This is a genomic window from Novosphingobium sp. (assembly GCF_027486195.1).
Taxonomy (GTDB): Bacteria; Pseudomonadota; Alphaproteobacteria; order Sphingomonadales; family Sphingomonadaceae; genus Novosphingobium.
Genome location: NZ_JAIXPP010000016.1, coordinates 22,790 through 48,682, shown reverse-complemented (window position 1 = coordinate 48,682; position 25,893 = coordinate 22,790). Strand labels below are relative to the sequence as shown.

The 25,893-nt window shown below is 65.0% G+C and carries 24 protein-coding genes; 11 read left to right on the top strand and 13 right to left on the bottom strand.

Features of this window, described 5'->3' with window-relative positions:
• Positions 1-204: 204 nt before the first annotated feature.
• A complete protein-coding gene (locus Q0071_RS03335) occupies positions 205-1,056 on the top strand; it encodes a TorF family putative porin (RefSeq protein WP_298165270.1) in 852 nt (283 codons plus the stop codon).
• A 410-nt stretch (positions 1,057-1,466) separates the two neighbouring features.
• Here the strand turns inward: Q0071_RS03335 and Q0071_RS03330 are convergent, their stop codons facing one another.
• Entirely contained in the window at positions 1,467-2,057 is a 591-nt protein-coding gene (locus Q0071_RS03330) for a LuxR C-terminal-related transcriptional regulator (protein WP_147160301.1), read from the bottom strand.
• Positions 2,058-2,276: 219 nt separating this feature from the next.
• On the opposite strand from Q0071_RS03330, the gene folE reads away from it, so the two are divergent.
• Both folE and Q0071_RS03320 read left to right on the top strand, forming a co-directional pair.
• Positions 2,277-2,891 carry a GTP cyclohydrolase I FolE gene (folE, locus tag Q0071_RS03325; protein WP_292943672.1) on the top strand — a complete coding sequence of 205 codons (615 nt, stop codon included), beginning with the start codon at positions 2,277-2,279 and terminating at the stop codon, positions 2,889-2,891.
• Between the two features lie 14 nt (positions 2,892-2,905).
• A complete protein-coding gene (locus Q0071_RS03320; RefSeq protein ID WP_298165267.1) occupies positions 2,906-3,859 on the top strand; it encodes an FAD-dependent oxidoreductase in 954 nt (317 codons plus the stop codon).
• A 236-nt stretch (positions 3,860-4,095) separates the two neighbouring features.
• Here Q0071_RS03320 and Q0071_RS03315 read toward each other — a convergent pair whose 3' ends face one another.
• Together Q0071_RS03315 and Q0071_RS03310 are read right to left on the bottom strand one after the other, a co-directional pair.
• Entirely contained in the window at positions 4,096-5,145 is a 1,050-nt protein-coding gene (locus tag Q0071_RS03315) for a winged helix DNA-binding protein (protein ID WP_298165265.1), read from the bottom strand.
• Positions 5,146-5,412: 267 nt separating this feature from the next.
• On the bottom strand, positions 5,413-6,702 hold the full coding sequence (locus Q0071_RS03310) for an adenylosuccinate synthase (protein ID WP_298165263.1): 1,290 nt from the start codon (positions 6,700-6,702) through the stop codon (positions 5,413-5,415).
• A 155-nt stretch (positions 6,703-6,857) separates the two neighbouring features.
• On the opposite strand from Q0071_RS03310, the gene Q0071_RS03305 reads away from it, so the two are divergent.
• Genes Q0071_RS03305 through arsC form a run of 3 tightly spaced genes read left to right on the top strand, consistent with a single transcriptional unit; the run spans position 6,858 to position 8,277 of the window.
• Positions 6,858-7,211, top strand: a complete 354-nt coding sequence (locus Q0071_RS03305) for a metalloregulator ArsR/SmtB family transcription factor (protein WP_298165261.1) — start codon at positions 6,858-6,860, stop codon at positions 7,209-7,211.
• Positions 7,208-7,870 (top strand): MIP/aquaporin family protein, encoded by a 663-nt coding sequence (locus Q0071_RS03300; protein ID WP_366885980.1) that lies wholly within the window; start codon positions 7,208-7,210, stop codon positions 7,868-7,870. Before Q0071_RS03305 ends, Q0071_RS03300 begins: the two co-directional genes overlap by 4 nt.
• Entirely contained in the window at positions 7,867-8,277 is a 411-nt protein-coding gene (gene arsC / locus Q0071_RS03295; protein WP_298165259.1) for an arsenate reductase (glutaredoxin), read from the top strand. The genes Q0071_RS03300 and arsC overlap by 4 nt, the downstream gene beginning before the upstream one ends.
• On the opposite strand, the gene Q0071_RS03290 is transcribed toward arsC, so the two are convergent.
• Both Q0071_RS03290 and Q0071_RS03285 read right to left on the bottom strand, forming a co-directional pair.
• The gene (locus Q0071_RS03290; protein ID WP_298165257.1) at positions 8,274-9,392 is read right to left on the bottom strand and encodes an ATP phosphoribosyltransferase regulatory subunit; all 1,119 of its coding nucleotides are present in this window, start codon (positions 9,390-9,392) and stop codon (positions 8,274-8,276) included. The two genes, arsC and Q0071_RS03290, sit on opposite strands and share 4 nt — an antisense overlap.
• A 430-nt stretch (positions 9,393-9,822) precedes the next feature.
• Positions 9,823-12,432, bottom strand: coding sequence for a TonB-dependent receptor (locus Q0071_RS03285; protein WP_298165254.1), 2,610 nt, complete (start codon positions 12,430-12,432; stop codon positions 9,823-9,825).
• Between the two features lie 115 nt (positions 12,433-12,547).
• On the opposite strand from Q0071_RS03285, the gene Q0071_RS03280 reads away from it, so the two are divergent.
• Positions 12,548-13,621: a tyrosine-protein phosphatase gene (locus Q0071_RS03280; protein WP_298165252.1), complete on the top strand. Its 1,074-nt coding sequence runs from the start codon at positions 12,548-12,550 to the stop codon at positions 13,619-13,621.
• Between the two features lie 52 nt (positions 13,622-13,673).
• Here Q0071_RS03280 and Q0071_RS03275 read toward each other — a convergent pair whose 3' ends face one another.
• The 4 genes from Q0071_RS03275 to Q0071_RS03260 form a co-directional block, all read right to left on the bottom strand.
• Entirely contained in the window at positions 13,674-14,984 is a 1,311-nt protein-coding gene (locus Q0071_RS03275) for an FAD-dependent oxidoreductase (protein WP_298165250.1), read from the bottom strand.
• Between the two features lie 59 nt (positions 14,985-15,043).
• A complete protein-coding gene (locus Q0071_RS03270; protein ID WP_298165247.1) occupies positions 15,044-15,460 on the bottom strand; it encodes a nuclear transport factor 2 family protein in 417 nt (138 codons plus the stop codon).
• 179 nt (positions 15,461-15,639) lie between these two features.
• Positions 15,640-17,223, bottom strand: a complete 1,584-nt coding sequence (gene serA, locus Q0071_RS03265; protein ID WP_298165245.1) for a phosphoglycerate dehydrogenase — start codon at positions 17,221-17,223, stop codon at positions 15,640-15,642.
• Positions 17,224-17,371: 148 nt separating this feature from the next.
• Positions 17,372-18,502 carry a phosphoserine transaminase gene (locus tag Q0071_RS03260; RefSeq protein ID WP_298165243.1) on the bottom strand — a complete coding sequence of 377 codons (1,131 nt, stop codon included), beginning with the start codon at positions 18,500-18,502 and terminating at the stop codon, positions 17,372-17,374.
• Between the two features lie 159 nt (positions 18,503-18,661).
• On the opposite strand from Q0071_RS03260, the gene Q0071_RS03255 reads away from it, so the two are divergent.
• From Q0071_RS03255 to Q0071_RS03240, 4 genes are all read left to right on the top strand, one after another.
• Positions 18,662-19,333: an extensin family protein gene (locus tag Q0071_RS03255; protein WP_298165240.1), complete on the top strand. Its 672-nt coding sequence runs from the start codon at positions 18,662-18,664 to the stop codon at positions 19,331-19,333.
• A gap of 197 nt (positions 19,334-19,530) precedes the next feature.
• Positions 19,531-20,430, top strand: a complete 900-nt coding sequence (locus Q0071_RS03250) for a fatty acid desaturase (protein ID WP_298165238.1) — start codon at positions 19,531-19,533, stop codon at positions 20,428-20,430.
• A complete protein-coding gene (locus Q0071_RS03245) occupies positions 20,427-21,242 on the top strand; it encodes a PhnD/SsuA/transferrin family substrate-binding protein (RefSeq protein ID WP_298165235.1) in 816 nt (271 codons plus the stop codon). Before Q0071_RS03250 ends, Q0071_RS03245 begins: the two co-directional genes overlap by 4 nt.
• A gap of 53 nt (positions 21,243-21,295) precedes the next feature.
• Positions 21,296-22,405 (top strand): energy transducer TonB, encoded by a 1,110-nt coding sequence (locus Q0071_RS03240; RefSeq protein ID WP_298165233.1) that lies wholly within the window; start codon positions 21,296-21,298, stop codon positions 22,403-22,405.
• A 29-nt stretch (positions 22,406-22,434) separates the two neighbouring features.
• On the opposite strand, the gene Q0071_RS03235 is transcribed toward Q0071_RS03240, so the two are convergent.
• The 4 genes from Q0071_RS03235 to Q0071_RS03220 all read right to left on the bottom strand — a co-directional run bounded on the left by Q0071_RS03235 (position 22,435) and on the right by Q0071_RS03220 (position 25,885).
• Positions 22,435-23,055, bottom strand: coding sequence for a LuxR C-terminal-related transcriptional regulator (locus tag Q0071_RS03235; RefSeq protein ID WP_298165231.1), 621 nt, complete (start codon positions 23,053-23,055; stop codon positions 22,435-22,437).
• Between the two features lie 239 nt (positions 23,056-23,294).
• Positions 23,295-24,047, bottom strand: a complete 753-nt coding sequence (locus Q0071_RS03230) for a proteasome-type protease (RefSeq protein WP_298165229.1) — start codon at positions 24,045-24,047, stop codon at positions 23,295-23,297.
• Positions 24,048-24,094: 47 nt separating this feature from the next.
• Positions 24,095-24,907 carry a transglutaminase family protein gene (locus Q0071_RS03225; protein ID WP_298165226.1) on the bottom strand — a complete coding sequence of 271 codons (813 nt, stop codon included), beginning with the start codon at positions 24,905-24,907 and terminating at the stop codon, positions 24,095-24,097.
• 30 nt (positions 24,908-24,937) lie between these two features.
• The gene (locus tag Q0071_RS03220; RefSeq protein WP_298165224.1) at positions 24,938-25,885 is read right to left on the bottom strand and encodes an alpha-E domain-containing protein; all 948 of its coding nucleotides are present in this window, start codon (positions 25,883-25,885) and stop codon (positions 24,938-24,940) included.
• Positions 25,886-25,893: the final 8 nt, after the last annotated feature.

Sequence of the window (25,893 nt, the reverse complement as noted above, 5' to 3'; positions counted from 1 at the left end):
ATCGGCCCGGCCAGCGTCACCACCGGCGTCGCCTACGCTTCCACGCAGTCGCCGGGGTCTATGGCAGCCCGGGCGCAAAGATAGACAACTTCTACATCCACACCAATGCGGCGGTGGGCATCCCGTCGATCCCGGTTACCCTCAAGGGCCACATCGGCTACTCGAAGGGCAACTCGGGCTTCGGCCCCAGGGAGGTCGTTCCACATGAAGTTCCGTCTTGCCACCATGGCACTTATGACCGCTGTTTCCGCGCTGGTCACCACTGCGGCTCACGCCGACGATACCGCGCCTCCCCCGGCCATAACCATCTCGGGCAACATTGCACTCGTCTCTGACTACCGGTTCCGCGGCGTCTCGCAATCGAACGGCGGCGTGGCGGTGCAGGGCGGGATCACCGTCAGCCATGAGAGCGGCGCCTATGCGGGCTTCTGGTCGTCGAACCTCGCCGGTTGGGGCACCTTCGGCGGTCCGAACCTCGAACTCGACCTCATCGCCGGCTACAAGGTCCCCGTCGCCAAATCCGTAGCGCTCGACGTCGGCCTGACCTGGTACACCTATCCCGGCGGCGCCAGCAAAACCGCCTTCGCCGAACCCTACGTCAAGCTTTCGGGGACGGTGGGGCCAGCCAGCCTGACCGCCGGCGTCGCCTATGCGCCCAAGCAGCAAGCGCTTGGCAGATGGTACAACTCGGGCGCCTCTGCGGTTGCCGGGGTCTATGACAACCCGGGCGACAAGAAGGACAACCTCTATATCTGGACCGACGCCGCTGCTGGCATCCCGTCGACTCCGATTACCCTCAAGGGCCACATCGGTTACTCGAAGGGCAACTCGGGCCTGGGTCCCAACGGCACCAGCGTCGCGCCGACCGGTGAATACGTCGATTGGCTGCTGGGCGCGGATATCGCACTCGGCAAGCTCACGCTCGGCCTCGCCTATGTCGATACCGACATCAGCGATGCCGAGGCAGCCTACCTGCAGCCCAACTTCTCCTCGACCAAGAACGGCAAGACGATCGCCGGTTCGAAGTTCGTGGCCTCGATTACCGCTGCATTCTGATCGCTTTCACGAGGTACGCAGCCTGTCCCCTCGGCCTGATGGCCGGGGGGACCTTTTTGCCTCCCCTCAAGCAATGCGGCCAAGCGGCTGCACCAGCTACGATCACGAGCTAGACGGGCGGACTGCAAACGAACGCTCTGCAGACACGGCTCGCGCTTTATCGCAAGGCGCCGGCTGGCAAACTCACTATGACAGGGAAACAGGTGCGAACCTCCCGGTGAAGCGGGGGGGACCAGAAGGCTCGCACCCATTTGCGACCGCGAAGAGGAGCTTTGCTCCATCGACCCGATAGCTCAGAGGTGGGCTTCGACCCCCGCGCCCTCAACCTGTCCCGGAGGGCAAATCACGCCACTTGGGCAGGGTTCGCGGCCCCTTAGGGCGACTCGGGTTCATTGCCGCCAGGTCGGGTGTCAGAGCCCCGCTTCGATCGCCATGCGGATGGCGTCCGCGCTCGTGCGAACACCCAGCGCGCGCAGCACCGCCGCCCGGTGGAGCTTGACCGTCCGCTCGCTCAGCCCAAGCTCGTAGGCGATCTGCTTGTTGAGCCGCCCGGCTGCGATGCATTCGAGGATCTCGCGTTGCCGGCGCGAAAGCGAGGCGACCTTCTCGCGCGCTTCCACCGCGCGGGCGCTCGGCACGGCATCGGCTGCCCCGGCGATTTCCACCTGGCTGCCGAGGAACCATTCAAGCTCCCCCGCAGCATCGAAGATCGGCGCGATCATAACTGCGTTGCGGAACGGGGTCCCATCGCGTTTGTAGTTGAGCAACTCGACCATCACCGGCACGCGTGCCGCGATGCCGTCGCGCAGCTGTGCGGTCAGTTCCGGTTCGGTGCCCGGGCCGCGCAGGAAACGGCAATTGCGCCCTATGATTTCATCGCGCCCATAGCCGGTGAGTTCCATGAAAGCCGCGTTGCAATCCACGATGGGATTGTCCGGCAAACGCGGGTTGCTCACCACCGCGGCCACCAGGCTGTTCTCGATCATTGCGCCAATTGCCATATTCTTTCCCTTCGGCTCCGGAGCGCCGCGCGCAATTGCCCTTAGGTCCATGTTCCCAAAAACCGGCCCCGTCCCGATCCTTAGAGCCAAGATTGCTGCGTGGGTAAACCCATTTGCGACGGTGCTGCAATATGTGCCGCGCGGATTTCTGCCCTTTTTCTGCAGCGAGTGCGTGGTCCATTCCGGCGCGCAACTTCCTCTCGTCCACGGAGCGCACGCATGAATTACGTAAATCACGAGTTCGAAGCGCGCGACGAAGACGGAAAACTGATTGTTCCTGAACCTGTTCAGGAAGCAATCCGCACGCTGCTGCGCTGGGCGGGCGATGACCCGGAGCGCGAAGGCCTTACCGACACGCCCGCACGCGTCGGCCGTGCATGGCGCGAATACTGCGCCGGCTATGAGGAAGACCCCGGCATCCACCTGCGCCGCACCTTCAGCGAAGTTGCAGGCTATGACGAAGTCGTCCTGCTGCGCGACATTCCGTTCCAGTCGCACTGCGAACACCACCTCGCGCCGATCACTGGCACGGCATCGATCGCCTACCTTCCCCGGAACCGCGTCGTCGGCATCTCCAAGCTGGCGCGCGTGCTGCACGGCTTCGCTCGCCGCCTGCAGATTCAGGAACGGCTGACCAGCGAAGTCGCCAACTGCATCTGGGACAATCTTCAGCCACATGGCGTTGCCGTGGTTATCGAGGCGCAGCATGGCTGCATGACCGGTCGCGGCGTTCGCACGCCAGGTGTTGGCATGGTCACCAGCCGCATGCTCGGCTGCTTCCTCGAGGATGACAGCAGCCGCAAGGAAGTGCTGTCGCTGATGGGCCGCAAGTAACGGCGATCAGATCCATGCGTAGCGTTGCCATCATCGGGGCCGGGATTGCGGGCCTCTCATGTGCAGATGTTCTGGCAAAGGACGGCTGGCAGGTCACTTTGTTCGACAAGGGCCGCAAGGCTGGCGGCCGGATGTCGTCGAGGCGGGTCGAGACCCCCCACGGCGAGGCGAGCTTCGACTTCGGCGCACAGTACTTTACTGTTCGCCATGATGGTTTCGCGGCTGAAGTCGCTCGCTGGGCCGATGCCGGGCTGGCAGTCCGCTGGCCCGATGCGGGCGCTGACGCGTGGATCGGCGTTCCCGCCATGAATGTCGTGGTGCGCGAGATGGCGGCGCGGCACGAAGTGCGCTTTTCGCACCACGTTAGCGGCCTTGCCCGAGAGGGCATGTCCTGGCGCCTCCTTGGTGAGGGCATGCCGACCGAACAATTCGATGCTGCCGTCCTTGCGCTTCCTGCCGAGCAGGCCGCACCGATTCTGACGCTCCACGATTTCGATCTGGCCCGCACCGCATTGTTCGCGCGTTCGCAGCCGTGCTGGACCGGGATGTTCGCCTTCGACAGCCCCCTGCCCCACGGCGAGGACATCCTGCGCAACCACGGCATCCTCGCCTGGGCCTCGCGCGACAGCGCCAAGCCCGGTCGGCGCGGACCGGAGAGCTGGGTAGTCCAAGCCACCCCGCAATGGTCGACTGCGCATCTCGAGCGCAGCCCCGACGAAATCGCGCCCCTGCTGCTCGCTGCCTTGCATGAGGCGACCGGAGCGCATGCCCACATGCCGCTCGCTCATTCCGCGCATCGCTGGCGCTACGCCTTGTCAGCCGGCACCGGGCTTGGTTGCCTGTGGAACGAGCAGCAGCGCATCGGCGCCTGCGGGGACTGGCTGCTTGGCCCGCGCGTGGAATGCGCCTGGATCTCCGGCCGGATGCTGGGCGAACGCATTCTGGGTGCAGCGCGCGAAGCCGCCTGAGCTGGTGGTTCGGCGGCTGGAGGCGGAGATCGACGAGCTCCGCAAAGTGCCCCTGCGAGGCGCCATCGCTACTGGCCCAATTCGCCCAAGCTCCGGATAGCAAAGTTGCCAGCTTCGTATGGGTACACGGCACCATGGCCAATCGGGCGCCGGGAGGCGTCTGGTGCTGGGCGGGCGGGCGGGCACAATCGCGCCCAACCCTCCCTGCTGGTCGGGTGATCGCCGCTAGGCCGGGCTCAGACCAGCATCGCTGATGCCGAGCCGAGTTCGGCGAAATAGCGCGCCATCGCATCGGCGGCCTTGTCGGTCAGCGTGATGAAGGCGCGGCGGCGATCGGTCTCGTCGTCAACGCGCTGGAGCAGACCCGCGTCGGTCATCTGGCCAATCCAGCGCAGCGCGGTCGTCGGCGGCACGCCCGAGGCGATGCAGAGCGAGGTGACCGAGACGCGCACGTGTTCAGCGCGCGCAGCGGTGAGATCGAGCAGCATGTCCCACGCCGGATCGGCGAACAGATCACCTTCGAAGAAGCGCGCGCGCAGCTGGCGCTGGCGTATGATCTTGCGGACGAGCCGCGGATCGGGAAGCGGCGGACGGGCGGCGCGAACCAGCCGGTCCGTGCCATCGTCAAGTCGCGCCTCGTCACCGGAGTCATCGAAGCGGAACGCCGAAGCCTGCGCCGCCGCAGCACCTGAACCGGACGAGAGCGCCTCAAGCTTCTGGGCAATCTGGCCGACCTGTTCGGTAAGGCGCAGCAGGGCGAGCCGGTCTTCCTCCGAAAGCTCACGCACGCGGTTTCCGGCGCGGGCCAGCGTGCGGCCCAAGGCGATCACGCGGTCTGCACGGCTGGGGGTGACGAGGATCTGCGCTTCGCTCTGATCAAGGCAGCCGAACACATCGTCGAGCGAGCCAATGCTGGTCGAGACAACCAGCTGCGATCCGCTCTTCGCCGCACGCAGATCGAGCCGGGCGAGCGCGGCGAGTTCGGCGCCGTCGATCACCGGGCAATCGACCAGCACGAGATCGCCCAGCGCCGGGCCGTTTTCCGATCCGAGCAGATTGCCCAGATCAGCCGTCAGCGCGATGCGCAGGCCGGCCGCCACTGCGTCTTCCTCCATCTCGGCCCGCAGATAGCTGCGGTCCGCGAAGATGGAGACAGCCAGAGCCGATGTGCCGCGATCCTGCACGCGGCCCTGAAGCCTGCCCTCCACCCGATCGCGCATCTCCACCACGGGCGGTGCTCCTGCATCGCCGTTGCCGTAGTCGAACTGCCTGGCAGCCTGTCCCATTGAAAGCGCACTCCGTAAATGTCCGTATGCGAACAAGAGTGGAACAAAACAGGCTCAGGTCAAGATCATAATGCTCCAAACTGGAGAGAGATCATCGGACTGCCTCTCGCAGGAGCATCGCAATCCCTACAAATCCAACAGTTTGTTCTGCGCGCCGCGGATGCATTCCCCATTGCGGCAAAAGTCCTGCAAATGCCCGAGACACGCACTTTCACCCTCACAGGACCGGCTGGGACAGTGGTCAACTCCGATTCGGCGTGGCCGTCGTCAGTCGATGAAAGGATCGCGCACGAGGATCGTGTCCTCGCGTTCCGGGCTGGTCGAGACAAGCGCGACCGGGGTTTCGATCAGCTCCTGCACGCGCTGGATGTACTTGATCGCCTGCGCCGGCAGGTCCGCCCACGAACGCGCGCCGGCGGTCGTGCCCTGCCAGCCGTCCATTTCCTCGTAGATCGGTTCCACCGCAGCCTGGTCTGCGGCATGGCTCGGGAAATAGTCCAGCACCTTCCCGCGCAGGCGGTAGCCGGTGCAGATTTTCACCTTGTCGAACCCGTCGAGCACGTCGAGCTTGGTCAGCGCGATGCCGGTGACGCCCGAGATCGAGCATGACTGGCGCACCAGCACCGCATCGAACCAGCCGCAGCGGCGCTTGCGCCCCGTCACGGTGCCGAATTCGTGGCCGCGTTCACCCAGTTGCTGGCCAACTTCGTCTTCCAGTTCGGTCGGGAACGGGCCCGAACCAACGCGGGTGGTATAGGCCTTGACGATGCCGAGCACGAAGCCGGTCGAATTGGGGCCAAGGCCCGAACCCGATGCCGCCGTGCCCGAAACGGTGTTGGACGAGGTGACGAAGGGATAGGTCCCGTGATCGACATCGAGCAGCACGCCCTGCGCGCCTTCGAACAGGATGCGTGCGCCGGCCTTGCGCACCTTTTTCAGACGCTTCCACACCGGCTGGGCATATTGCAGCACGAAGGGCGCAATCTCGCGCAGCTCTGCCAGCAGCGCGGCGCGGTCCACCGGCGGCTGGCCGAAACCGGCGCGCAGCGCATCGTGATGGGCGCAGAGCCGGTCGAGCTGCGAATCGAGTGCATCGAGGTGCGCCAGATCGCACACCCGGATCGCGCGGCGGCCGACCTTGTCCTCATAGGCCGGGCCGATGCCGCGCCCCGTGGTGCCGATCTTGCCGGAACCCGCCGCCGTTTCGCGCAGGCCATCGAGATCCCGGTGCAGCGGCAGGATCAGCGGGCAATTGTCGGCAATCGCGAAGTTTTCGGCATGGATGCTCACGCCCTGCCCGGTCAGCTTCTCAATCTCCGCCTTGAGCGCCCACGGATCGAGCACCACGCCATTGCCGATGATCGAAAGCGTGCCCCGCACAATGCCGGACGGCAGCAGCGAAAGCTTGTAGACCGAACCGTCCACCACCAGCGTATGGCCTGCGTTGTGACCGCCCTGGAAGCGCACCACGGCATCGGCGCGGCTTGCCAGCCAATCGACGATCTTGCCCTTGCCCTCATCGCCCCACTGGGCGCCGATCACGGTCACGTTGGCCACGGCTCACGCTTTCATTCTGTTGCAGTTCAAAGTCGGCTGGCGCCCTAGGGGAGTGTGGCGCTGAGGGCAAGGAAAAGGGGGCGCCACCAGCTTATGGGGGATGGCCATGCGAATTCATTTCGATTATCGCCGAATTATCGAATCAGGAGCCGATCTTGACTGTATCTCTTGCCCTGCCCCGCGCGGTGGATCTGCTATCGGCGCTGGCACAAGGGCACCGGCTCGCCGTGTTCCGCCTGCTGGTGAAGGCTGGACCTGAAGGCCTGCCCGCCGGCGTGATCGCGCGCGAAGTGGGCGTGCGGCCCAATACGCTCTCGACTCACCTCGCGATCCTTGATCATGCCGGATTGGTCCATGCCCGGCGCGAGGGCCGCTCGCTGATCTACTCGGCAGACTATGCCGCGATGCGCACGCTGATGAGCTTCCTCGCGGAGGATTGCTGCGGCGGAAGGCCGGAAATCTGCGCGCCGCTCGCTGAACTCGCACCCGATTGCGGAGCCTGCGCATGAGCCTGGCGCGGCGGATCGTGGCGGAAGGGCTCGGCACCCTGCTCCTGCTCGCCGTGGTGGTCGGCTCCGGCGTGATGGGCGCGCGGCTGGCGGGCGGCAACGATGCCATCGCGCTCCTGGGCAACACGCTCTCGACCGGTGCGGGGCTCGTGGTCCTGATCCACATGTTCGGCCCGATTTCCGGCGCACACTTCAATCCCGCGGTGACCCTGGCGACCGTGCTGCGCCGTGAGCTCGGTCCGGTGGACGCGTTCGGCTATATCGCGGCGCAAATAATCGGCGCGGTGCTGGGCGTGTGGCTGGCGCATGCGATGTTTGCACTGCCGATGCTGCAGATCTCTGCCCACACGCGCGGCGGTTGGGCGCAGGGCCTTGCGGAACTGGTCGCCACATTCGGACTGCTCGGCACGATCCTCGCCGTCTCGAAGCACCGCCGCGAGTTCACGGCTGTGGCGGTGGGGCTCTACATCACATCGGCCTACTGGTTCACCGCCTCAACGTCGTTCGCCAATCCGGCGGTGACGCTGGCGCGCGGGCTCACCGATACGTTTGCGGGCATCGCGCCCGCATCGATCCCCATGTTCATCGCCGGACAGCTGGGCGGGGCGCTCGCCGCCCTTGCCGTGTTCGGCTGGCTTCTGGCAGAGGACCACGCATGACTGACAGCTTCCCGATCACCATCTACCACAACCCCAAGTGCGGCACCTCGCGCAATACGCTGGCGATGATCGAGGCGGCCGGTTACGCGCCCACGGTCGTCGAATACGTCAAGGCCGGCTGGACGCGGCCGCAGCTTGACCAGATCCTTGCCGACATGGGCGCGGCACCGCGCGAGATCATGCGCACCAAGGGCACCCCGGCGGAGGAACTCGGCCTGACCGATCCCGCTGCCAGCGACGAGGCCATCCTCGCCGCGATGGTGGAGCACCCGATCCTGGTGAACCGGCCCATCGTGGTAACGCCGAAGGGCACCAAGCTGTGCCGGCCTTCGGAACTGGTGCTGGGCCTGCTGGACCGGAAGCCCGAGAGCTTCACCAAGGAAGATGGCGAGGTCGTGAAGCTCTAAAGCTTCACCGGCTCGCCGCCGCGCAGCTCGTGCGTGCAGCCGAGCGTGGCGGCGCTGTCCGCCTCGCTTAGTGCGGCGACCGTGCGCCAGCCGATGCTGCGCAGGCGGGCAGCGACATCGCGGTCGTGCCCGAGGGGCAAGAACACGCTCTCAGGCGCCGGTTCGGCTTCGGCCACTTGCGCGATCAGGGCATCGGGATAGAGCGAGAAGCCCGTCGCAACTTCGCCCTCTCCGGAGCCTGCGATCCGGTAGGTGCCACCCCGCCCCAGCGCGCCGCGCACCCCATCGGCGTAGAGCGTAAAGCCCAGCCAGGACTGATACTCGAAGCCATGCCGCTCCGAAGGATCGAGCGTGAGCCGCGCGGTGCCGCCCAGCGTTGCGGCAATCTCGCGCAGCGCGGCGATGCGGCTGGCGAGCGCGCCGCCTGCGTCGATGGCCGAAAGCTTTTCAATCGCCGTATCGAAATCGCCGGTGGCGTATAGCAGCGGGACATAGGCCTCGCCGCCCGCATCGACGAGCCCGCCCGCATCCTTGGTATCAAGCTCGCGCCGCACCGCCTCAATCTGCTGGGGCGCCAGCGGGAAGGCCTTGGCAGCAAGGGTATCGACCAGATCGGGCAGCGTGAAATCGACGCTGACGCCTTGCGCGCCGGCGGCCTGCAATGCCTCGATGGCGATGGACACGACCTCGGTGGCCGCTGCGACATTGTCCGTCCCGATCAGCTCGGCGCCGCACTGCAGCCGCTCGCGCGCCGGATCGAGCGCGTCGCCCTTGATGGTGAGCACCTGCCCCGCATAGCACAGTCGCAGCGGGCGCGCGGCGGCGGCGAGGCGCGTGCCGGCAATGCGGCCGATCTGCGGCGTATGGTCGCTGCGCAGGCCCATCATGCGCAGGGAGGCCGGATCGACAAAGCGGAACATGCGCCGCTGGTTGATCCCGTCCATCCGCGCGGCCAGGCTGCGCTCGAACTCGATCATCGGCGGCAGCACGCGGTCATAGCCGTGGCCGTGCATCACGTCCTGCAAGCTGCGCATGACGCGCGTGGTCGCGGCGGCTTCGCGCGGGAGACGGTCTTCGAGGCCCTCGGGCAGGAGATCGGAATTCGGTTCGGTCATGGCAAAGGCGCCCTAGCCCACGGCGCGCGAGAATCGAACCCCAATTGCGCGGGGCGCGCGCAGCATGTGCTGCCCCACGCCGACCTGTCGGAATTCCTTACGGTTGACACAGTTGACACAGTCCTGAGGAATAACTGCAATCGATCAGTTGGGTAATTTCGATCGACCAAGACGATCAATGACGGCCGTGTTGGCGGGTGGGATTGCAGCATGGGTTAGGTGGCTCGGCACTGTGGGTCGGACACGCAGAGCCTTGCAGATTTGGGGGATGTAGGAAAGTTCGTGGGGCGCGCCGGACAGGCAAGATGCTGCAGCGGCCAACCCTTTCGCCGGTGCGGCTTAGGCCTGAAGAACCTTTACCCTGAAACGAAAATCCCATGCGGATGAGCCGCATGGGATTCTCTTGTTCGGCAGGCTGATCAGCCGAGCTTTACATCTTGATGTTCACTTCCACACCAAACGTGCGCGGATCGTTGAAGAAGCCGGTGATACCGGCAGTCGGAGAGCCTGATTTGTAGAACAGATGCTGTTCGTTGAACAAGTTGCGCGCCCAGGCCGAAACTGTCAGTCGTGCGCTATCATTGCCCATGTCGATGTCCGCGATAGCAATCCGGCCGTTCACGACAAACGCGCTCTCACCCTTCGGCTGCGCAAAGCGCACCGCCCGGGTGCGGGTATCGAGCAGCGAGTCGGTGTAGTTGGAGTAGAAGCCTGAGTCATAGTTCCCATCGAGATGCGCCCTGACCGTGAAACCATTCAGGGGGAACTCGTAATCGATCGACCCGCTGGCCGCGTATTCTGGCGTGTAAACCTGATAGATCTTCTGGGCGGCCGTGACCGAGACAATCTGCCCGTTGATCCGCTGCTGGAACGGGTTCACCGTGTCGGGGATATTCACGCTGGTATAAGCAAAGCTGCCCGAGAGCGTCAGGCCGTCCAGCGGCATGACGGTCAATTCGGCCTCAATCCCCTTGAGCCGCCCGGTGCCGGGGGCATTGACGGTGTCGGTCGTGGTGCGCGTGGTCACAACCCGCACGCCATTGACGAAATCTTCATATTGGCCGCTGAAGTCGAGCTGGATGTTCTTGTAGGAACCCGTGTACGCCGCGATATTGAAGCGCGCGCGGTGATCCCAGAACTCGGTCTTCGCGCCGATCTCGAACATCGAGACAGTCTCTGGATTGAACGTAGCGTAGTTTAGAGAGCGAGAGTTCGCGCCTCCCGAACGATAGCTGGTGCTCCACTTCCCGTAGAGATGGATATCGCGCGATGCATCGACGCTGAGATTGACCAACGGGTCGACCCGCGAATTCGAATAATCGAGCGGGATCTCTGCCGGCGGATTGCCATTGATTCCAGCCGGAAGCGCGCCATTGACCGTGAACAACCGTCCCTCTTTCTTGTCGCGCGTCCAGCGTGCGCCAAGTGTCAGATGCAGCATGTCAGCGGCAATCGGCGGCGTGTAGGTGCCCTGTCCATAGGCCCCGATGCTGGTGGTGGTGACATGGCTGGCACGCTGCACCACATATGGCGAAAGCGCCGATGTGGGATAGCCGGCCTGATCGACCGTGAAAGTGCTGCCCGCCGCGTCCGAAAAACGTGCCACGAACGGCGCCTGCGCATCATCCTGAACGCGCTCCTGATAATAGAGCGCGCCAGTGGCAAATTTGATCCGACCAAACTCGCCAATCGCCTGAATTTCTTCGCTTAGCTGATTCTGGCGGAATGCCGCGAGGCTGTAGCGCTGGAACAAGGCACCGGTGAAATTGGCCGCGGGCCGGGTCACGAACGACGATGCAGCGGCAGCGTTGTCGAATTGGGTCTGGGTCATTTCGCGATAGGCAGTGATCGACTTGAGCAGCAGCTTGGGCATCACCTGCCATTCAAGGTTGAACCGGCCCCCGGTCGTCTTGCCGACGCTTGGCTGCTGAATCGCCCCCACAGTCGCAACGCTGGCGCGCTTCGGCTGCAAGGGAGTGGCCGCTGCGGTGACATAGGCCGCAATGGCAGGGTTGTCAGGGCCCGAGGCCGGTACTGAGAACGGGGCACTGACGAGCTGCTGGTACAGCGTGCTGGTTGCATCATAGGAGGAGTCGAACGAAAGGTCGGCGGTCACCGTATCGGTCGGCTTCCACAACAGTTCGACATGGCCGCCGCGGCGATCGTAGCTGTTGAAATCTGATTGGCCTGCGAGCGGATTCTTCACAAAACCGCCGCGACGTGTGACGATGCCATCCAGCTTGAGGCTGAAGTTGCTGAAGCTGGGCAGGTCGAGGTGAACCACCCCGTTATAGCTGCCATAGTTACCGACCCCGACCGTGGTATTGAGCTTGAATTCGCCGCTGGGCCGCTTGGTGGTGATGCTGACCGCGCCGCCTTCCGTGTTGCGACCAAACAGGGTGCCTTGCGGCCCCTTCAGCACTTCGATGTTCTCGACATCGAACATGGCCGCGCCAAGCGCCTGCGGTCGGCCGAGGTAGACCCCGTCGATGTAGACCCCGACACCCTGATCGCGCGCGGGCTGGTTGCTGTCGGACAGCACGCCCACGCCGCGTACGTTGATGATCAATGCGCCCGGCCGCGAGAAGAACGGGGCCACGCGCAAGCTGGGGATTGCGCCATCGCTGAGATCCACCAGCGACTGGACGTGACGATTGACCAGCGCGGCGCTGTCGAGCACCGAGATGGCAATCGGGGTCTGCTGCAAGTTCTCCGGCCGCTTTTGCGCCGTGACGATGATTTCAGTGAGCCCACCTTGCTCGCCCGCATCGGCAGCTGCTGCATCATCTGACGTGGCGGGAGCCGCCTCTGCGGCAATCGCCTGTGTAGAAACGCCTGCGAGCAACACAGTCAGAATCTGCGCGGCAAGTGTTTTCAATGTTGGTTTCATCGTGTGCCCCCTGAAACAAGCAATAAACAGGGGTTTCAGATCGTAGCATTTCGCTAGACCGCCCTGCCCCTCAGGCGGCGCATCTAAGGACTGACAGTGACACTTCAGCGGCTGATAGAAGGCCAAACGAAGACACTGAATCGGATACAAATAGAACCGATGTGACTGCTATAGAAATGTCATAAATCATCTTTACGCGGTCGTCAAAATGTTCGCCAATGAGAGCGAATTCTCTATTTGCGGCACACCTCGTAAAGGATTTATCATGAAAACCGGCGCACTTCTCGGCCATGGTATGGTGCCCCTGGCAATCATGGCCCTCCTCTCCGCACAACCGGTGGCGGCCAAGGTAACCGGGGCGGAAGTCATTCGCGCGGCGGACGGGACGCTGACCGTGCGGTGGCAAGCGACGGGGCCGGTCGACGTGCTCGTGGCCAGCGACCCCCAGGCATCGGTGAAAGAGGCGCAAGTCGTCTCGGCAGCCGATCTTGACGGCAGCTTTATCGACAAGGAGGGAAGCACCGAGGCGCGCCGCTTTTTCACGATCCGGGATCGCCAAGACGGCAGCGCGGTGCATGTGGCCGAAAGAGTGCTACCCTTGGAGCAGGGCTCGAACTTCCGCGACATTGGCGGTTACCCGGCGGCAGGGGGCAAGACGATCAGGTGGGGCACGATCTATCGGTCGGGCGCAACCCCGCTGCTGACCGTGCAGGATCAGGCCCGCATTCGCGCGCTGGGCCTGCGCAACATGATCGATCTGCGGTCTGACGAAGAGCGCGTCCTCGCCCCCTCCAGAATTGACGGCGTGGCCTATTCCGCCATCGGCTACCAGATGGGTTCGATGATGAATACGGGCGCTGCGATGCGCAATGGTGCGGCGCTCTATCACAATTTCCCCAAGTTCTTCGCGCCGCAATTGAAGGTCATCTTCGACAAGCTCAAGCGCAACGAAGGTCCGCTGGCCTTCAATTGCTCGGCCGGGCAGGATCGCACCGGGTTTGCATCGGCCATGGTGATGTCGGCGCTGGGCGTGCCGCGCGATGTGATCGTGCGCGACTATCTGCTCTCAACCGAATATCGCCGGCCGCAGTTTGAACTACCGCGCATCAACCCCGAGCTTTACAAGGACAACCCCGTCGCGCTCATGTTTGCGCGCTATCAAGGCGCGCCCGGCGCAGACAAGCCGCAGCCGTTGCTGGAGGCAGACGGCACCCCCTATCTCGCCGGGGCCTTTGCCGAGATCGAGACCAAATGGGGATCGGTCGACAATTACCTCAGGGACGAAATCGGCCTCACCGCGCAGGACATCGCGGCGCTGCGCCGGAGCTACCTGGAGTAACGCTGGCGGATGACGAGTGCGGCCAGAAAGCGAGGCGTCGCCGTAACCCCACTCACCCCAGCACCGAAAAGCTGCTCGCGCGGTTTATGGGACGGAGGCGGGAGAACGCGGCGAGGCCCACGTCCCGGCCCGTTGCGGGCAAGCGGAACTGCAGGGGTGAGCGGTCGTGGTCGGCGCCGTTCATCACGCTCTCGATCAGGTGGCCCATCAGGCCACCGACAAGCGGCGCGTTCTTGAACTGGTTGCCGCTGGTGCCGACGGCGGTGAAATAGCCATCGATGTCGCTCCTGTCGTAAACCGGGATCCAGTCCTCGCTGACGTCATAGAGCGCGGCGAAGCCTTGGGCGGTGTTGGGAATGCCGAGGTGCGGGAAACGCAGGGCGGCGCGCCAGACCTGGTTGGTCCATTGGTCGGTGAGGCTCGTCTCGTAGTCCTCGCTATCGAGGTATTCGAGGATATCGCAGGCGGGTTCGAGCGAGCCGATCAGCAGGTGATCGGATTGCTCCGGGCGCATGTAGATGCCGGCGTCGGCGTCGGTGAGGACGAAGCGCAGGCTGGGGCCGGATGGCGCCTGCGGCATGGGGACGAAAGCGACTTCCTGCCGCAGCGGGCGGGTGCTGATATGCTCCGGCTGGTGCGCGCCGGGGATGAGGCTGTTCACCCAGCGCGAGGCGGGGCCGGCGGCGTTGATGACGATGGGGGTGTGGATCAGGCCGCTCTTGTCCGCAGTCAGGCCGGTGATCTTGCCGGCGGACTGGTGGATGGCGAGCACGGTGTCATTGAAGCGGAAATGGCCACCGGCGCGCTCCACGGCCCCGGCGATCTGGGCGGTCGCCAGCTGGGGATCGCTGATATAGCCGCCGGTTGGGCAGAACATCGCGCCGGTGATGGCATCACCCGCGGTTTCGCCGAACCGGGGATCATCGATCCGGCGCGCGGGGCTGAACTGGCGGAGGTCCGCGCCGGGGAGCCATTCGGGGAGCTCGCTGGCCGCGACATCGGTGAAGGGAACGCCGACCTCGCGCATGATGGCGCGCGTGCCTGCCAGCTGGCGATTGTCCACCGCTTCAAGGACGAGGCAGCCGCATTCGTTGTAGCGCAGCGCGGAATCGGGGCGGTAGCCGAGGTACTCCTCCCAGTTCTGCCAGGCGAAGTGCGCTTCATAGGCGAGCGCGGTGCCGTCGATGGTCGAATAGTAGGGCCGGATGATCGCGGCAGACCAGGATGTGGAGCCGTGCCCCGGTGCGGGGCCGCGGTCGACATTCAAGGTGCGGTAGCCGCGCCGCGCCAGATCGAGCGCGATGGCGCAGCCGATGACGCCGGCACCGATGATCACGGCGTCGTATGCGCTTCTTTCGGTCATTCGAGGCTGATTCCCCTCTCCCAACCCTCTCCCCTGAAGGGGAGAGGGCTCTCAGGATATCAATGGAAGATATCGGTCCAGAGCATCCACTTGCCGTTCACCAGCTTGTAGACGACGACAGCGGTGACGTTGGCGTGGACCGAGTTGGCGCCCTTGGTGTCGTATTCGACGCGGGAGATTTCGCGGATGTAGGTGGGCGAAAGGCGCTCGGTTTCGAGGACGGTGAGCTTGAGGTTGGTGATCGCGGTTGCCGCGCCGGTCCACCATGCGGTGATATCGGCGCCCTTGTAGAGCTTGTTATCGCCCGGGAGCATGGTGGCGTCGGCGGCGTACATCGCGCCGACGGCGGCGGTGTCGCCCTTGTTGAACGCAGCGGCGAGCGCGTCATCGGCCGCCTGAATCATCGCGTTGTCGTTGGCGAGTGCGGGTGTGGCCGAAAGTGTGAGCATGGCCGCCGCGAGTAGTGTCTTGCGCATCAAGTAAGCCCCCTTGGGATTGGTCCCCAAGGGTCGGAGGCTATGGGCGAATGGCGGGCAGGTCAAATCGCAAGCGTTGCGCGCGGTGCTTCGACAAGCTCGGCATGAGCGGTTTGGCTGGGGTAGAACCAACCTCGCTCATCCTGAGCCTGTCGAAGGATGTCAGCGCTACGCCGTGATCAGAACTTCAGCGCGCGCACCGTGCGGACGCCGGGGACGGTGCGGGCTTCGGCGAGCACCGCCTCGGTGACGGGGCTATCGACCGAGAGCAGCAGCACCGCCTCACCGCCGGCCTCGCGGCGGCCGAGGTGGAAGGTGCCGATGTTGATGCCTGCCTTGCCGAGCAGCGTCCCGATCGAGCCGATGAAGCCCGGCGCGTCCGAGTTCACGATATAGAGCATGTCGCCCGCCAGATCGGCTTCGATGCTGATGCCGAAGATCTCGACCAGACGCGGCTGGCCGTTGGCGAACAGCGTGCCCGCAACCGAGCGATCACCCTGCGCGGTGCCGACGGTGACGCGCACCAGCGTGTGGTAATAGCCTTCGCGGTCGTGCCGCACCTCGCGCACATCGAGCCCGCGCTCCTTGGCGAGGAAGGGCGCGTTGACCATGTTCACGGTCTGCGAATACTGCTTCATCAGACCCGCCAGCACCGCGCCGGTGATCGGCTTCTGGTTGAGCTGCGCAGCGGCGCCTTCCACTTCGATGGCGATCTTGGTGAGGTTGTCGTGCGCGAGCTGGCCCACAAGGCTGCCGAGGCGTTCGGCAAGCGCCATGTAGGGCTTGAGCTTGGGCGCTTCCTCCGCCGAGAGCGAGGGCATATTGAGCGCATTGGTGACGCCGCCGGTCACAAGGAATTCGGCCATCTGTTCGGCCACCTGCAGCGCGACGTTGACCTGCGCTTCGGTGGTGCTTGCGCCCAGATGCGGGGTGCAGATGAAGTTCGGCGTGCCGAACAGCGGCGATTCCTTGGCGGGCTCGGTCTCGAACACGTCGAGCGCGGCGCCGGCGACGTGGCCGGCATCCATCAGGTCCTTGAGCGCAGCTTCATCGATCAGGCCGCCGCGCGCGCAGTTGATGATGCGCACGCCCTTCCTCGTCTTGCCGAGGTTTTCGCGGCTGAGGATGTTCTTCGTCTCGCTGGTGAGGGGCGTGTGCAGCGTGATGAAATCAGCCTTGGCGAGCAGTGTATCGAGGTCGGCCTTTTCGACGCCGATCTCGATCGCGCGTTCGGGAGTGAGGAAGGGATCGTAGGCGACGACCTTCATCTTGAGGCCGAGCGCGCGGCTGGCGACGATCGAGCCGATATTGCCCGCACCGATCAGGCCGAGCGTCTTGCCGGTGACTTCGACGCCCATGAAGCCGTTCTTCGGCCACAGGCCCGCTTGCGTCTGCGCATTGGCTTCCGGGATCTGGCGGGCGAGCGCGAACATCAGCGCGATGGCGTGTTCGGCGGTGGTGATCGAGTTACCGAACGGGGTGTTCATCACCACCACGCCCTTGGTCGAGGCATAGGGGATATCGACGTTGTCGACGCCGATGCCGGCGCGGCCGATGACCTTGAGGTTCGTCGCGGCATCGAGGATCGCCTTGGTCACCTTGGTCGAGGAGCGGATGGCGAGGCCATCATACTCGCCAATGCGGGCGATCAGCTGCTCGGGGGTTTCGCCGGTGATGACGTCTACGTCGCAGCCGCTTTCGGCGAAAATGCGCGCGGCGTTGGGGTCCATCTTGTCGGAAATGAGAACGCGTGGCTTGGTCATGATTGTCTCCCTCTCCCCTTCACGGGAGAGGGCCGGGGAGAGGGGAACTGGTCTCGTCCGGCCCTGTGATGGTTGGAAAAAGTCGGAAAGGTGGCGCTTGTGCCCCTCTCCCAACCCTCTCCCCTGAAGGGGAGAGGGCTAGCAGGGATCAGGCGGCCTGATGGACTTCGGCCCAGGCCCAATCGAGCCAGGGGCCGAGATCGGCGATATCCGCCGCATCAACGGTGGCGCCGCACCAGATGCGCAGGCCCGGGGGGGCGTCGCGGTATCCGGCGATGTCGTAGGCAGCGCCCGCTTTTTCGAGGAGGCCGGCGAAGGCCTTGATCAGCGCTTCGTCCGCACCTTCGACGGTGAGGCACACCGAGGTCATTGAGCGCGAGGCGGGATCGGCGGCGAGGTGGCCGAGCCAGCTGCGTTCCTGCACCAGCTTGTCGAGCGCGGCGGAATTGGCGGCGCAGCGGGCCTTGAGGCCTTCAAGCCCGCCGACCGACTTTGCCCATTCGAGCGCGAAGATCGCGTCTTCGACCGCGAGCATCGAGGGGGTGTTGATCGTCTCGCCCTTGAACACGCCCTCGGTGAGCTTGCCCTTGGAAACGAGGCGGAACACCTTGGGCAGCGGCCAGGCAGGGGTGTAGGTCTCGAGGCGTTCGACCGCGCGGGGGCCGAGGATCAGGACGCCGTGGCCGCCCTCGCCGCCCAGCACCTTCTGCCAGGAGAAGGTGGCGACATCGATCTTGTCCCACGGAATGTCGTAGGCGAAGACCGCGCTGGTAGCGTCGGCGAAAGTCAGGCCCTCGCGGTCGTCGGGGATCCAGTCGCCATTGGGGACGCGCACGCCCGAGGTGGTGCCGTTCCAGGTAAAGAGCACGTCGGTCGAGAAATCGACGACGGAAAGATCGGGCAGCTGGCCGTAATCGGCGCGGATGATCGTGGGATCGATCTTGAGCTGCTTGACCGCATCGGTGACCCAGCCCTCACCAAAGCTTTCCCAGGCCATCGCGGTCACGCCGCGGGCGCCCAGCATCGTCCACATCGCCATTTCGAAGGCGCCGGTGTCAGACCCCGGAACCACGCCAATGCGGTGCGTATCAGGCAGTTGCAGTACTTCGCGCATCAGATCGATGCAGAGCTGCAGACGCGTCTTGCCGATCTTCGAGCGATGCGAACGCCCGAGCACTTCGGTGGCGAGTTTGGCGGGATCGTATCCGGGCGGCTTGGCGCAGGGGCCGGACGAGAAGTGAGGGCGCGCAGGCTTGCGCGCAGGGGTAGGTGCAGTCATGTAGTCTCTCCTTGCAGAGAGCACGCGCGGCGTTGGGACCGCGTGGCCCGGCGCCGTGCATAGTGGCAGGGGTGATCCTGTCAACCTGCGTTAGGGGCGGGGCTTCCCTTAAGCTTGTTCCTAATCGCAAATTAACCATCGGCGCGGCAGAATGGCAGCATGGCCCGTCCGCTCGCCCTCACGCTTGCGCTCACCCTGCCGGTGCTGCTCGCCGGCTGCGTCGGCGGATCACCGCCGGCCCCGCGCCCCGTGCGCACGGCGACCACCTGGAACCCGCCCGCTGCGCCGGACAGCCGCATGTGCCTTGCCAATCTCAGCCAGAAGTATGCGAACTTCACCCCGCTGCCAGACCAGTACTATGGCGCGGGCTGTTCGGCGGTGGGCGCGGTGCGAATCGCCTCGCTCCGCAGCGATGGCGGCATGCTCCAGATCTCGAACCTCGGCCCGGTGACCTGCCCGCTGGCCAACACCCTCTCTGGCTGGGCGCGCTTTGGCGTGGACCGCGCGGCGCGGGCGATTCTCGGCAGTCCGCTGGCGCGGATCGAGACGATGGGCAGCTATGCCTGCCGCACCGTTGCCGGCACATCGCGCCTTTCCGCCCACGCCAGCGCCAATGCCGTCGACGTCAGCGGCTTTGTGCTGGCGGACGGGCGGCGCATCACCGTCCTGCGCGATTGGAACAGCGAGAACCCGCAGATCCGCGCGTTCATTGCCACGATCCGGACCAGCGCGTGCAAGCGTTTCGGCACGGTGCTGAGCCCTGAGTACAACGCCGCGCACCGCGATCATTTCCACCTCGAGGTCGGCGGCGGCAGGCCGTTCTGCCAGTAAATGCGGGCCGACTGCAGGGTCGCTGAAATCCACGCTGCGGCGTTATAAACATCTCTTCGCTTGCCGTTCTCAACCAAGTTTGTTGAGTTGCGTATCGGGCCAGGTGGGGTTGCAATGATTCGTTACGTTTACGCGTTCGGTTTGCCGGGGGTTGTCATTTGCCTGCCGCAGGAAGCGGCCACGGGGAGCGTAGCCTGATGCGCATGCGAGGCTCGCCGCGCCGTCCGCAGGGATGGGTCGAACTGCCAACTCTGCTGCTTGCTGCGGCCATCTATGGCGGTTGGCTGGCCCTCACCTGGTGGCATGAAGCGCTGCCCGTTGCCGTGCTGTTCGTGGCTGGCGGCTGGATCAGCGCCTGGCACAATTCGCTGCAGCACGAGACCATCCACGGCCACCCGACACGCAATCCGCTCATCAACACACTGATTGGCTGGCCGCCGATCAACATCTGGCTTCCCTACGAAATCTACTACCGCAGCCACGTGGCGCACCATTCCACGAGGCTGACGACCGATCCGTTCGACGATCCGGAATCGAAATACGTCGCCAGCGAAGGCAGCCTGCTGTGGTGGAGCGAGCGCGTGCAGCAGACGCTCATCGGCCGGCTCGTGCTCGGCCCGCCGATCATGGTGGTGCGGACGCTGGTGGAAGAACTGGCCCGGCTGCCTAAGGAACCCGTGGCTTTCCTGCGCGATTGGCTGCCACACGGCGCGGGCGTGGCCGTGATCCTGCTCTGGCTGAACTGGTGCGGCCTGGGCCTTGGCACCTATCTGCTGTGTTTCGTCTATCCCGGCACCGCGCTTTCGATGCTGCGCAGCCATGCCGAGCACCGCGCCGATCCCGATCCGGCGCGCCGCGCGGCAACTGTCGAGCGCGGCGGGCTGCTCGCGCTGCTCTATCTCAACAACAATCTCCATGCGGCGCACCACGCCCGGCCGGATCTTGCTTGGTACCGCTTGCCGCGCTTCCACGCCGCGCGGCGCGGCAAGGTGCCTGCCGGCCCGGTCTATCGCTCCTACGGTGCCTTGCTGCGCCGGTTCGCACTGCGTCCGCACGACGAACTCGTTCATCCTGATTACAAGCCAACCGGGGGATGAACCGCCCGGTCGCCTCGCTGGGCATGTACGATCACCCTGCCCAGCGCGCTGCCAACGATTCGCTCTGGCATTGGATCGCGGCCCGCCTCGCGGCGCAAGGCGTGCGTGACGTGCCCGCGAGTCTTGAGCGGACCCGCACCCCGGATGTGCTCTGGCCGGATCCGGCGCTGCTGTTCGGACAGGCCTGCGGCTATCCTTTCGCGCGCTTTCACAAGGACCACCTGCGCGTGCTGGCAGTGCCCCGCTACGGCGCCCCGCATTGCGAAGGGACGCGCCACAGCAGCGTGATCGTCGCCCGCGCCGGGGATGCCCGCACGGCGCTGGCGGACTATCGCGGCGCGGTCGCGGCGATCAATGAGCCTGCCTCGAACACCGGCGTGAACCTGCTGCGCCACACCGTTGCCGACCAGTGCGGACCCGGCCCCTTCCTCTCCGGCTTTGTCCGCACCGGCGGCCATGTCGCCAGCATGCGCGCAGTCGCGGCGGGCGAGGCGGAGCTTGCCGCGATTGACGCGGTGACCTTTGCCGCCGCCGAGGCGAGTTATCCCGGCCTGCGCGAAGGGCTGAAGGTCATTGCGGTTTCGCGCAAGGTCCCCGCCCTGCCCTTCGTGACCGCGCGGGCAACGCCGGAACCGGTCGCGCAGCTGGTGCAGGAGGCGCTGCTGGCGGCGATGCATGCGCCGGAACTGGCGGAGGCCCGCGCGGACCTCCTTCTGCTAGGTGCCGAGCCGATCGATGCTGCGGCCTACGACGAGGTGCTGGAACTGGAGCGCACCGCGGATGCCGCCGGCATCGCGCGCCCGCAGGGCTGAGCGCGCGCGGCCTTCCCATCACATTTGCCGCCGGTTAGCATGCTGCGATGCCGATGATCCTTTCCGCACTGGCGCTGGCTGCAGCCACCCCGCCACCACCACCGCTACCCTCGCCGCACGAACAGGTGATGATCGACAGCGACAATGTCGATCTGGCCGGCGCGGGCGATCTGCAGTTCTATCCGGAATCCGATCCGGTGCTGGCGGCCATGGGCGTCACCACGTTTGAGCCGGGCGACAGCGAGCTCGGGACCGCCCGGATCACGTTCAACCGTCAGGGCCGCGCGGTTGCCTGCGTTCCCGGCGAAACCGGCAGCACGGCGCGCGGGGTGGCAGCGCTGTGCGAGCAGATCAAGGCAAAGGGGGAGTTCCGGCGCAACTTCGGCTTTGATCTGCCCTATGATACCGGACAGCTGGCGGTTGCGTTCTGGGGCAGCACCTTGCTCACCCCGCAGGATCCGATTGCGATCCTGCCGGCAGGGAAGGGCTACGATCTCACCATGGTGATGATCGACGGGCGCTGCCAGATCGAGGCCAATCCGTTTTCCGAGTGGCAAGAGGCCGAAATCTGCGCGGCCTGGACCCGCGCCGGACGGCCGGGCTTCGCGCCGCTGCCGTCGGCGGCCGCGGTGCCGCCTCCTGCCCCGGTTCGCCCGGATGCGCGCAGGGGCGCGCCGCGCAAATCGGTGGGCCGACCGGCGCGTGCCGCTGCCCGGTCCGTACGTCCGGCTGCGGCATCGGCCCGCGTCCAGATCGCCTATATCGCGATCCGGCTGGGGCCGAACCGCAGCGAGATCACGGTCGGCCAGCGGCTGATCTGGCGCGATGTCGATATAGCCTATCCCCAGGTGCCCTTCGACGAACGCCCGCCGATCGGAACCGGCAACGGATCGCTGGAATCAAAGGTTTCCGAGAATGACTATCCCAGCCTTGCGCTGCGGGAGGAGATCGAGGGCAAAGTGAAGATCCTGGTGGGCTTTCGCCGCGATGGCGAACCGGCGAGCTGCCGGCCGATCGGATCATCAGGCACGGCCTATCTCGACAACATGACCTGCAAGGTCGCGATGCGCCGCCTGCACTTTGCCTTCAGCAACAGAATCTCGGACTTTTCGGGCCTGCGATACGAAACCAAGGATTTCCGCTGGGTGATCCCGGAGGAGTAGAGGCAGGCGCCGGAGCCGGAAAGCAAGCTTCAGGCAGCCATATTGCCCAGACCGGTGGCCTCGATCCGCAGGCGCACAGCTTCGGCCGCATGGCGGGCACCGAGCTTGCCCATCATCTTCATGCGGTGGATCTCGACCGTGCGCGGGCTGATTTCGAGATCACGCGCGATGGCCTTGTTGCTGCACCCTTCGGCGAGGCGATCAAGCACTTCCCGTTCGCGCATCGAGAGGCGGGCAATGCGCTGGCGGGCTTCTGCTGCGCGGGCGCGCTGCTGGCGCTGGGCATCGGCTTCGCGGGCGCAGCGGGCCACCGCTTCGTTGAGCGGGGCGATCTGTTCAGGCACGGTGAGATAGTCGAGCGCGCCGGCCTTGATCGCGGCGACCACCGCGTCGATCGTCGGCGCTTCGGCGATCGCGATGATCGGCAGCCACTGCCCGGCACGCATCATGGCAGCGACGAGGCTGGTTATCCCCTCGCCCACCGGCTCATCCTGCGCAAGGACAAGACCGCCCGCCGGCGCATGGCTGAGCAGCTCATCCGCGTGGGCATAGATTTCCGCATGATGCCCTGCGGCAAATGCGAGACGAGCGAGCTGGGCCCGGCGGGCTGTGTCGCTATCGAGGACATGGAGGGTGACGCGTTCGATCATGGGTTAACCAAACCATGAACACCGGCCACCACGCCAACGGGGTTAGTTTCGTTCTGAACCCACAAGCGCCGCCAAGCGGCGATACCTACCTAAGTACCTAAGGGAATCATACTCGGGAATGGACCCAATAGCCCCGAATTGGTGCTTAGTAGCGCCCCTTCGGCGCAGCCCGGAGAACGAACCGATTTGGATAAGCATTTACCCGTATACACGGCTGCGTTAACGAAACCGGATGCGGATCAGGTCACCGGATCATCAAAGCTGTAGTCCGGCAGCGAATAGAACGCCGAACGCAGCGCCTCGCCCCAGCTTGAGGATATCAGCTTGAAGAACGGGTCCTCCGCCGTGATCCGCTTGTGGTGCAGCGGCTCGAACCGGTCGCGCTCGATCACCATGAGATCGAACGGCAGGCCGACCGAGAGATTCGCCGCCAGCGTCGAATCGAACGAGACCATGAGCAGCTTGACCGCGTCCTCGAAGCTCATCGTCTTGTCATAGCCGCGCACGAGGATGGGCCGGCCATACTTGGTCTCGCCGATCTGGAAGAAGGGCGTATCGAACGAGGCTTCGATGAAATTGCCTTCAGGATAGATCAGGAACAGGCGTGGCTCCATGTCCTTGATCTGGCCGGCGACGATCATCGAGGCGGTGAAGCGCGGGCCTTCACCCTGCATCCCGGTATCATCCTGCCGCCCCTCGATCACATCGCGCAGCAGGCGGCCGACAATCGTCGCGATCTGGAACATCGTCGGCGCATCGAGGATCGATGGGCGGCGCTCGCCCGGCGTCTTGTTGCGTTCTTCCAGCTGGCTGATCACGGCCTGCGTGGTCGCCAGATTGCCTGCGGTCATGATCGAGATGATCCGCTCGCCCGGAACGGACCAGGTGAACATCTTGCGGAACGTGGAAATGTTGTCGACGCCCGAGTTCGTGCGGGTATCGCTCATCAGCACGAGGCCCTTGTCGAGCACCATCCCCACGCAATACGTCATTGGTCCTGCCCCTCGTTGTCTGGCGTCGCCCGGACTCGCGTGCGAGGTCACTGTTCCACACGCTGCTGCGCGACGGCAAGCTTCACGTGCAATGTTTCGTCATAGGCACCGTAGCGGATGCCGGTGACGGGGGCAGCATCGCGATAATCCCGGCCCGTCGCGACACGGACGTAATGCGGATCGGGCGAGATTCCGTTGGATATGTCAAAGCCAACCCAGCCGAGCCCATCAACCATGGCTTCAGCCCAGGCGTGGCCGGCATCCTGCTCGACGCGGTCCTTCATCATCAGGTAGCCGCTGACATAGCGCGCCGGCACGCCCAGCGCGCGCGCCGCCGCGATGAAGACGTGGGCATGGTCCTGGCACACCCCATGCCCGGCGGCGAGCACAGCCTCGGCGTTGCTCGCGGTATCGGTATGGCCCGAGCCATATTCCACCGATCCACGCACGAGGGCGGAGAGCGAGTGGAGCTTTTCCAGCGTATCCTGCTTGCCCGAAAGGCCCGCAATCAGCGACCGCAGACGCGGGCCGCCGCTCGTCAGTTCGGTCGGCTGGCGGAAGTGCCACAATGGCAGATAGCCCGCGTGATGACCGACGATGCCGGCCTTGTCGTTGGTATCGACGACGCCTTCGCAGCGGATCGTCACTTCGGTCACGCCCGGTTCGAACGCGATCAGGGTGACGTGGTTGGCGTTCTCGTCATCATACTCGACTTCCTGCCGCGCGCCTTCGAGCCCGATCTTCCACGCTACGATCGATTGCCCCGCGCTGGTCTTGGGTGTCAGGCGCAGACGTTGCTGCCCCCGCGCCGCCGGGGCGGAGAACGTATAGTGCGTGGTATGATCGACCCAGAGTCGCAAGCGGCCGTTTTCCCTTAATCGATGAAGCGCCTAATCGATGAACCGATAGTCGTACTGGATCTGGTTGGCGAGCCGCGTGTTCCGGCTGATGAACTTCGCGATGTATTCGTGCAGGCCCTGCTCGAAGATCGCGTCGATCGTGATCGTGTGAAGATCGCAGTCCGCTTCCTGCAGGATGGCATGCGCCTCGGTCTCGCAGCCATATTCGCGCGCGAGGTGGGCGAGGTTCGAGCGCAGCTTGCCGTAGCAGAACGCCAGGCTGCGCGGGAACCGGCTATCGAGGATGAGGAACTCCGCAATCCCGCGCGCTTCCATGCGGCCGGCATTGAGCCAGCGATAGGCGCGCTCCCCCGCGAGGCTGCGCAGCACGTTTTCCCACTGCACGTTATCAAGGCTGGAGCCGACATAGGAAATCGAGGGCAGCAGCACATAGTACTTCACATCGAGAATGCGCGCGGTGTTGTCCGCCCGCTCGATGAAGCTGCCGATGCGCGCGAAATTGTAGATCTCGTTGCGCAGCATGGTGCCTTCCATCGCGCCGCGCACCTGCGTCGATTGGCGGCGGAGCGTATCGAGCACCGCACCGAGCCGCGTTTCGGCGACCGGCCGGGCCAGCAGCTCGCGCATGCGCAGCCAGCTGTCGTTGACCGATTCCCACACCTCGCGCGTGATCCCGGCGCGGACCATGCGCGCATTGGTGCGCGCCAGTTCGCACATGGCGAGCACGTTGCCGGGGTTATCCTTGTCGCGCAGGATGAAGTTGATCACGTTCGGTCCGGCATAATCGGTGCCGAACTTTGTCTCGTAGAGCGCGCGCAGCCCCAGCGTGACGATAACCGAGCGCCATTCGTCGCTGGCGTCGCGCGCATCTCGGGTGAGCGCCATGCGGAAGCCCGCCTCGATCAGACGCGCGGTGTTTTCCGCCCGTTCGAGGTTGCGGAACAGCCAGAAGATGCCGTTGGCGGACCGGCCTAGCATGGGGTGGC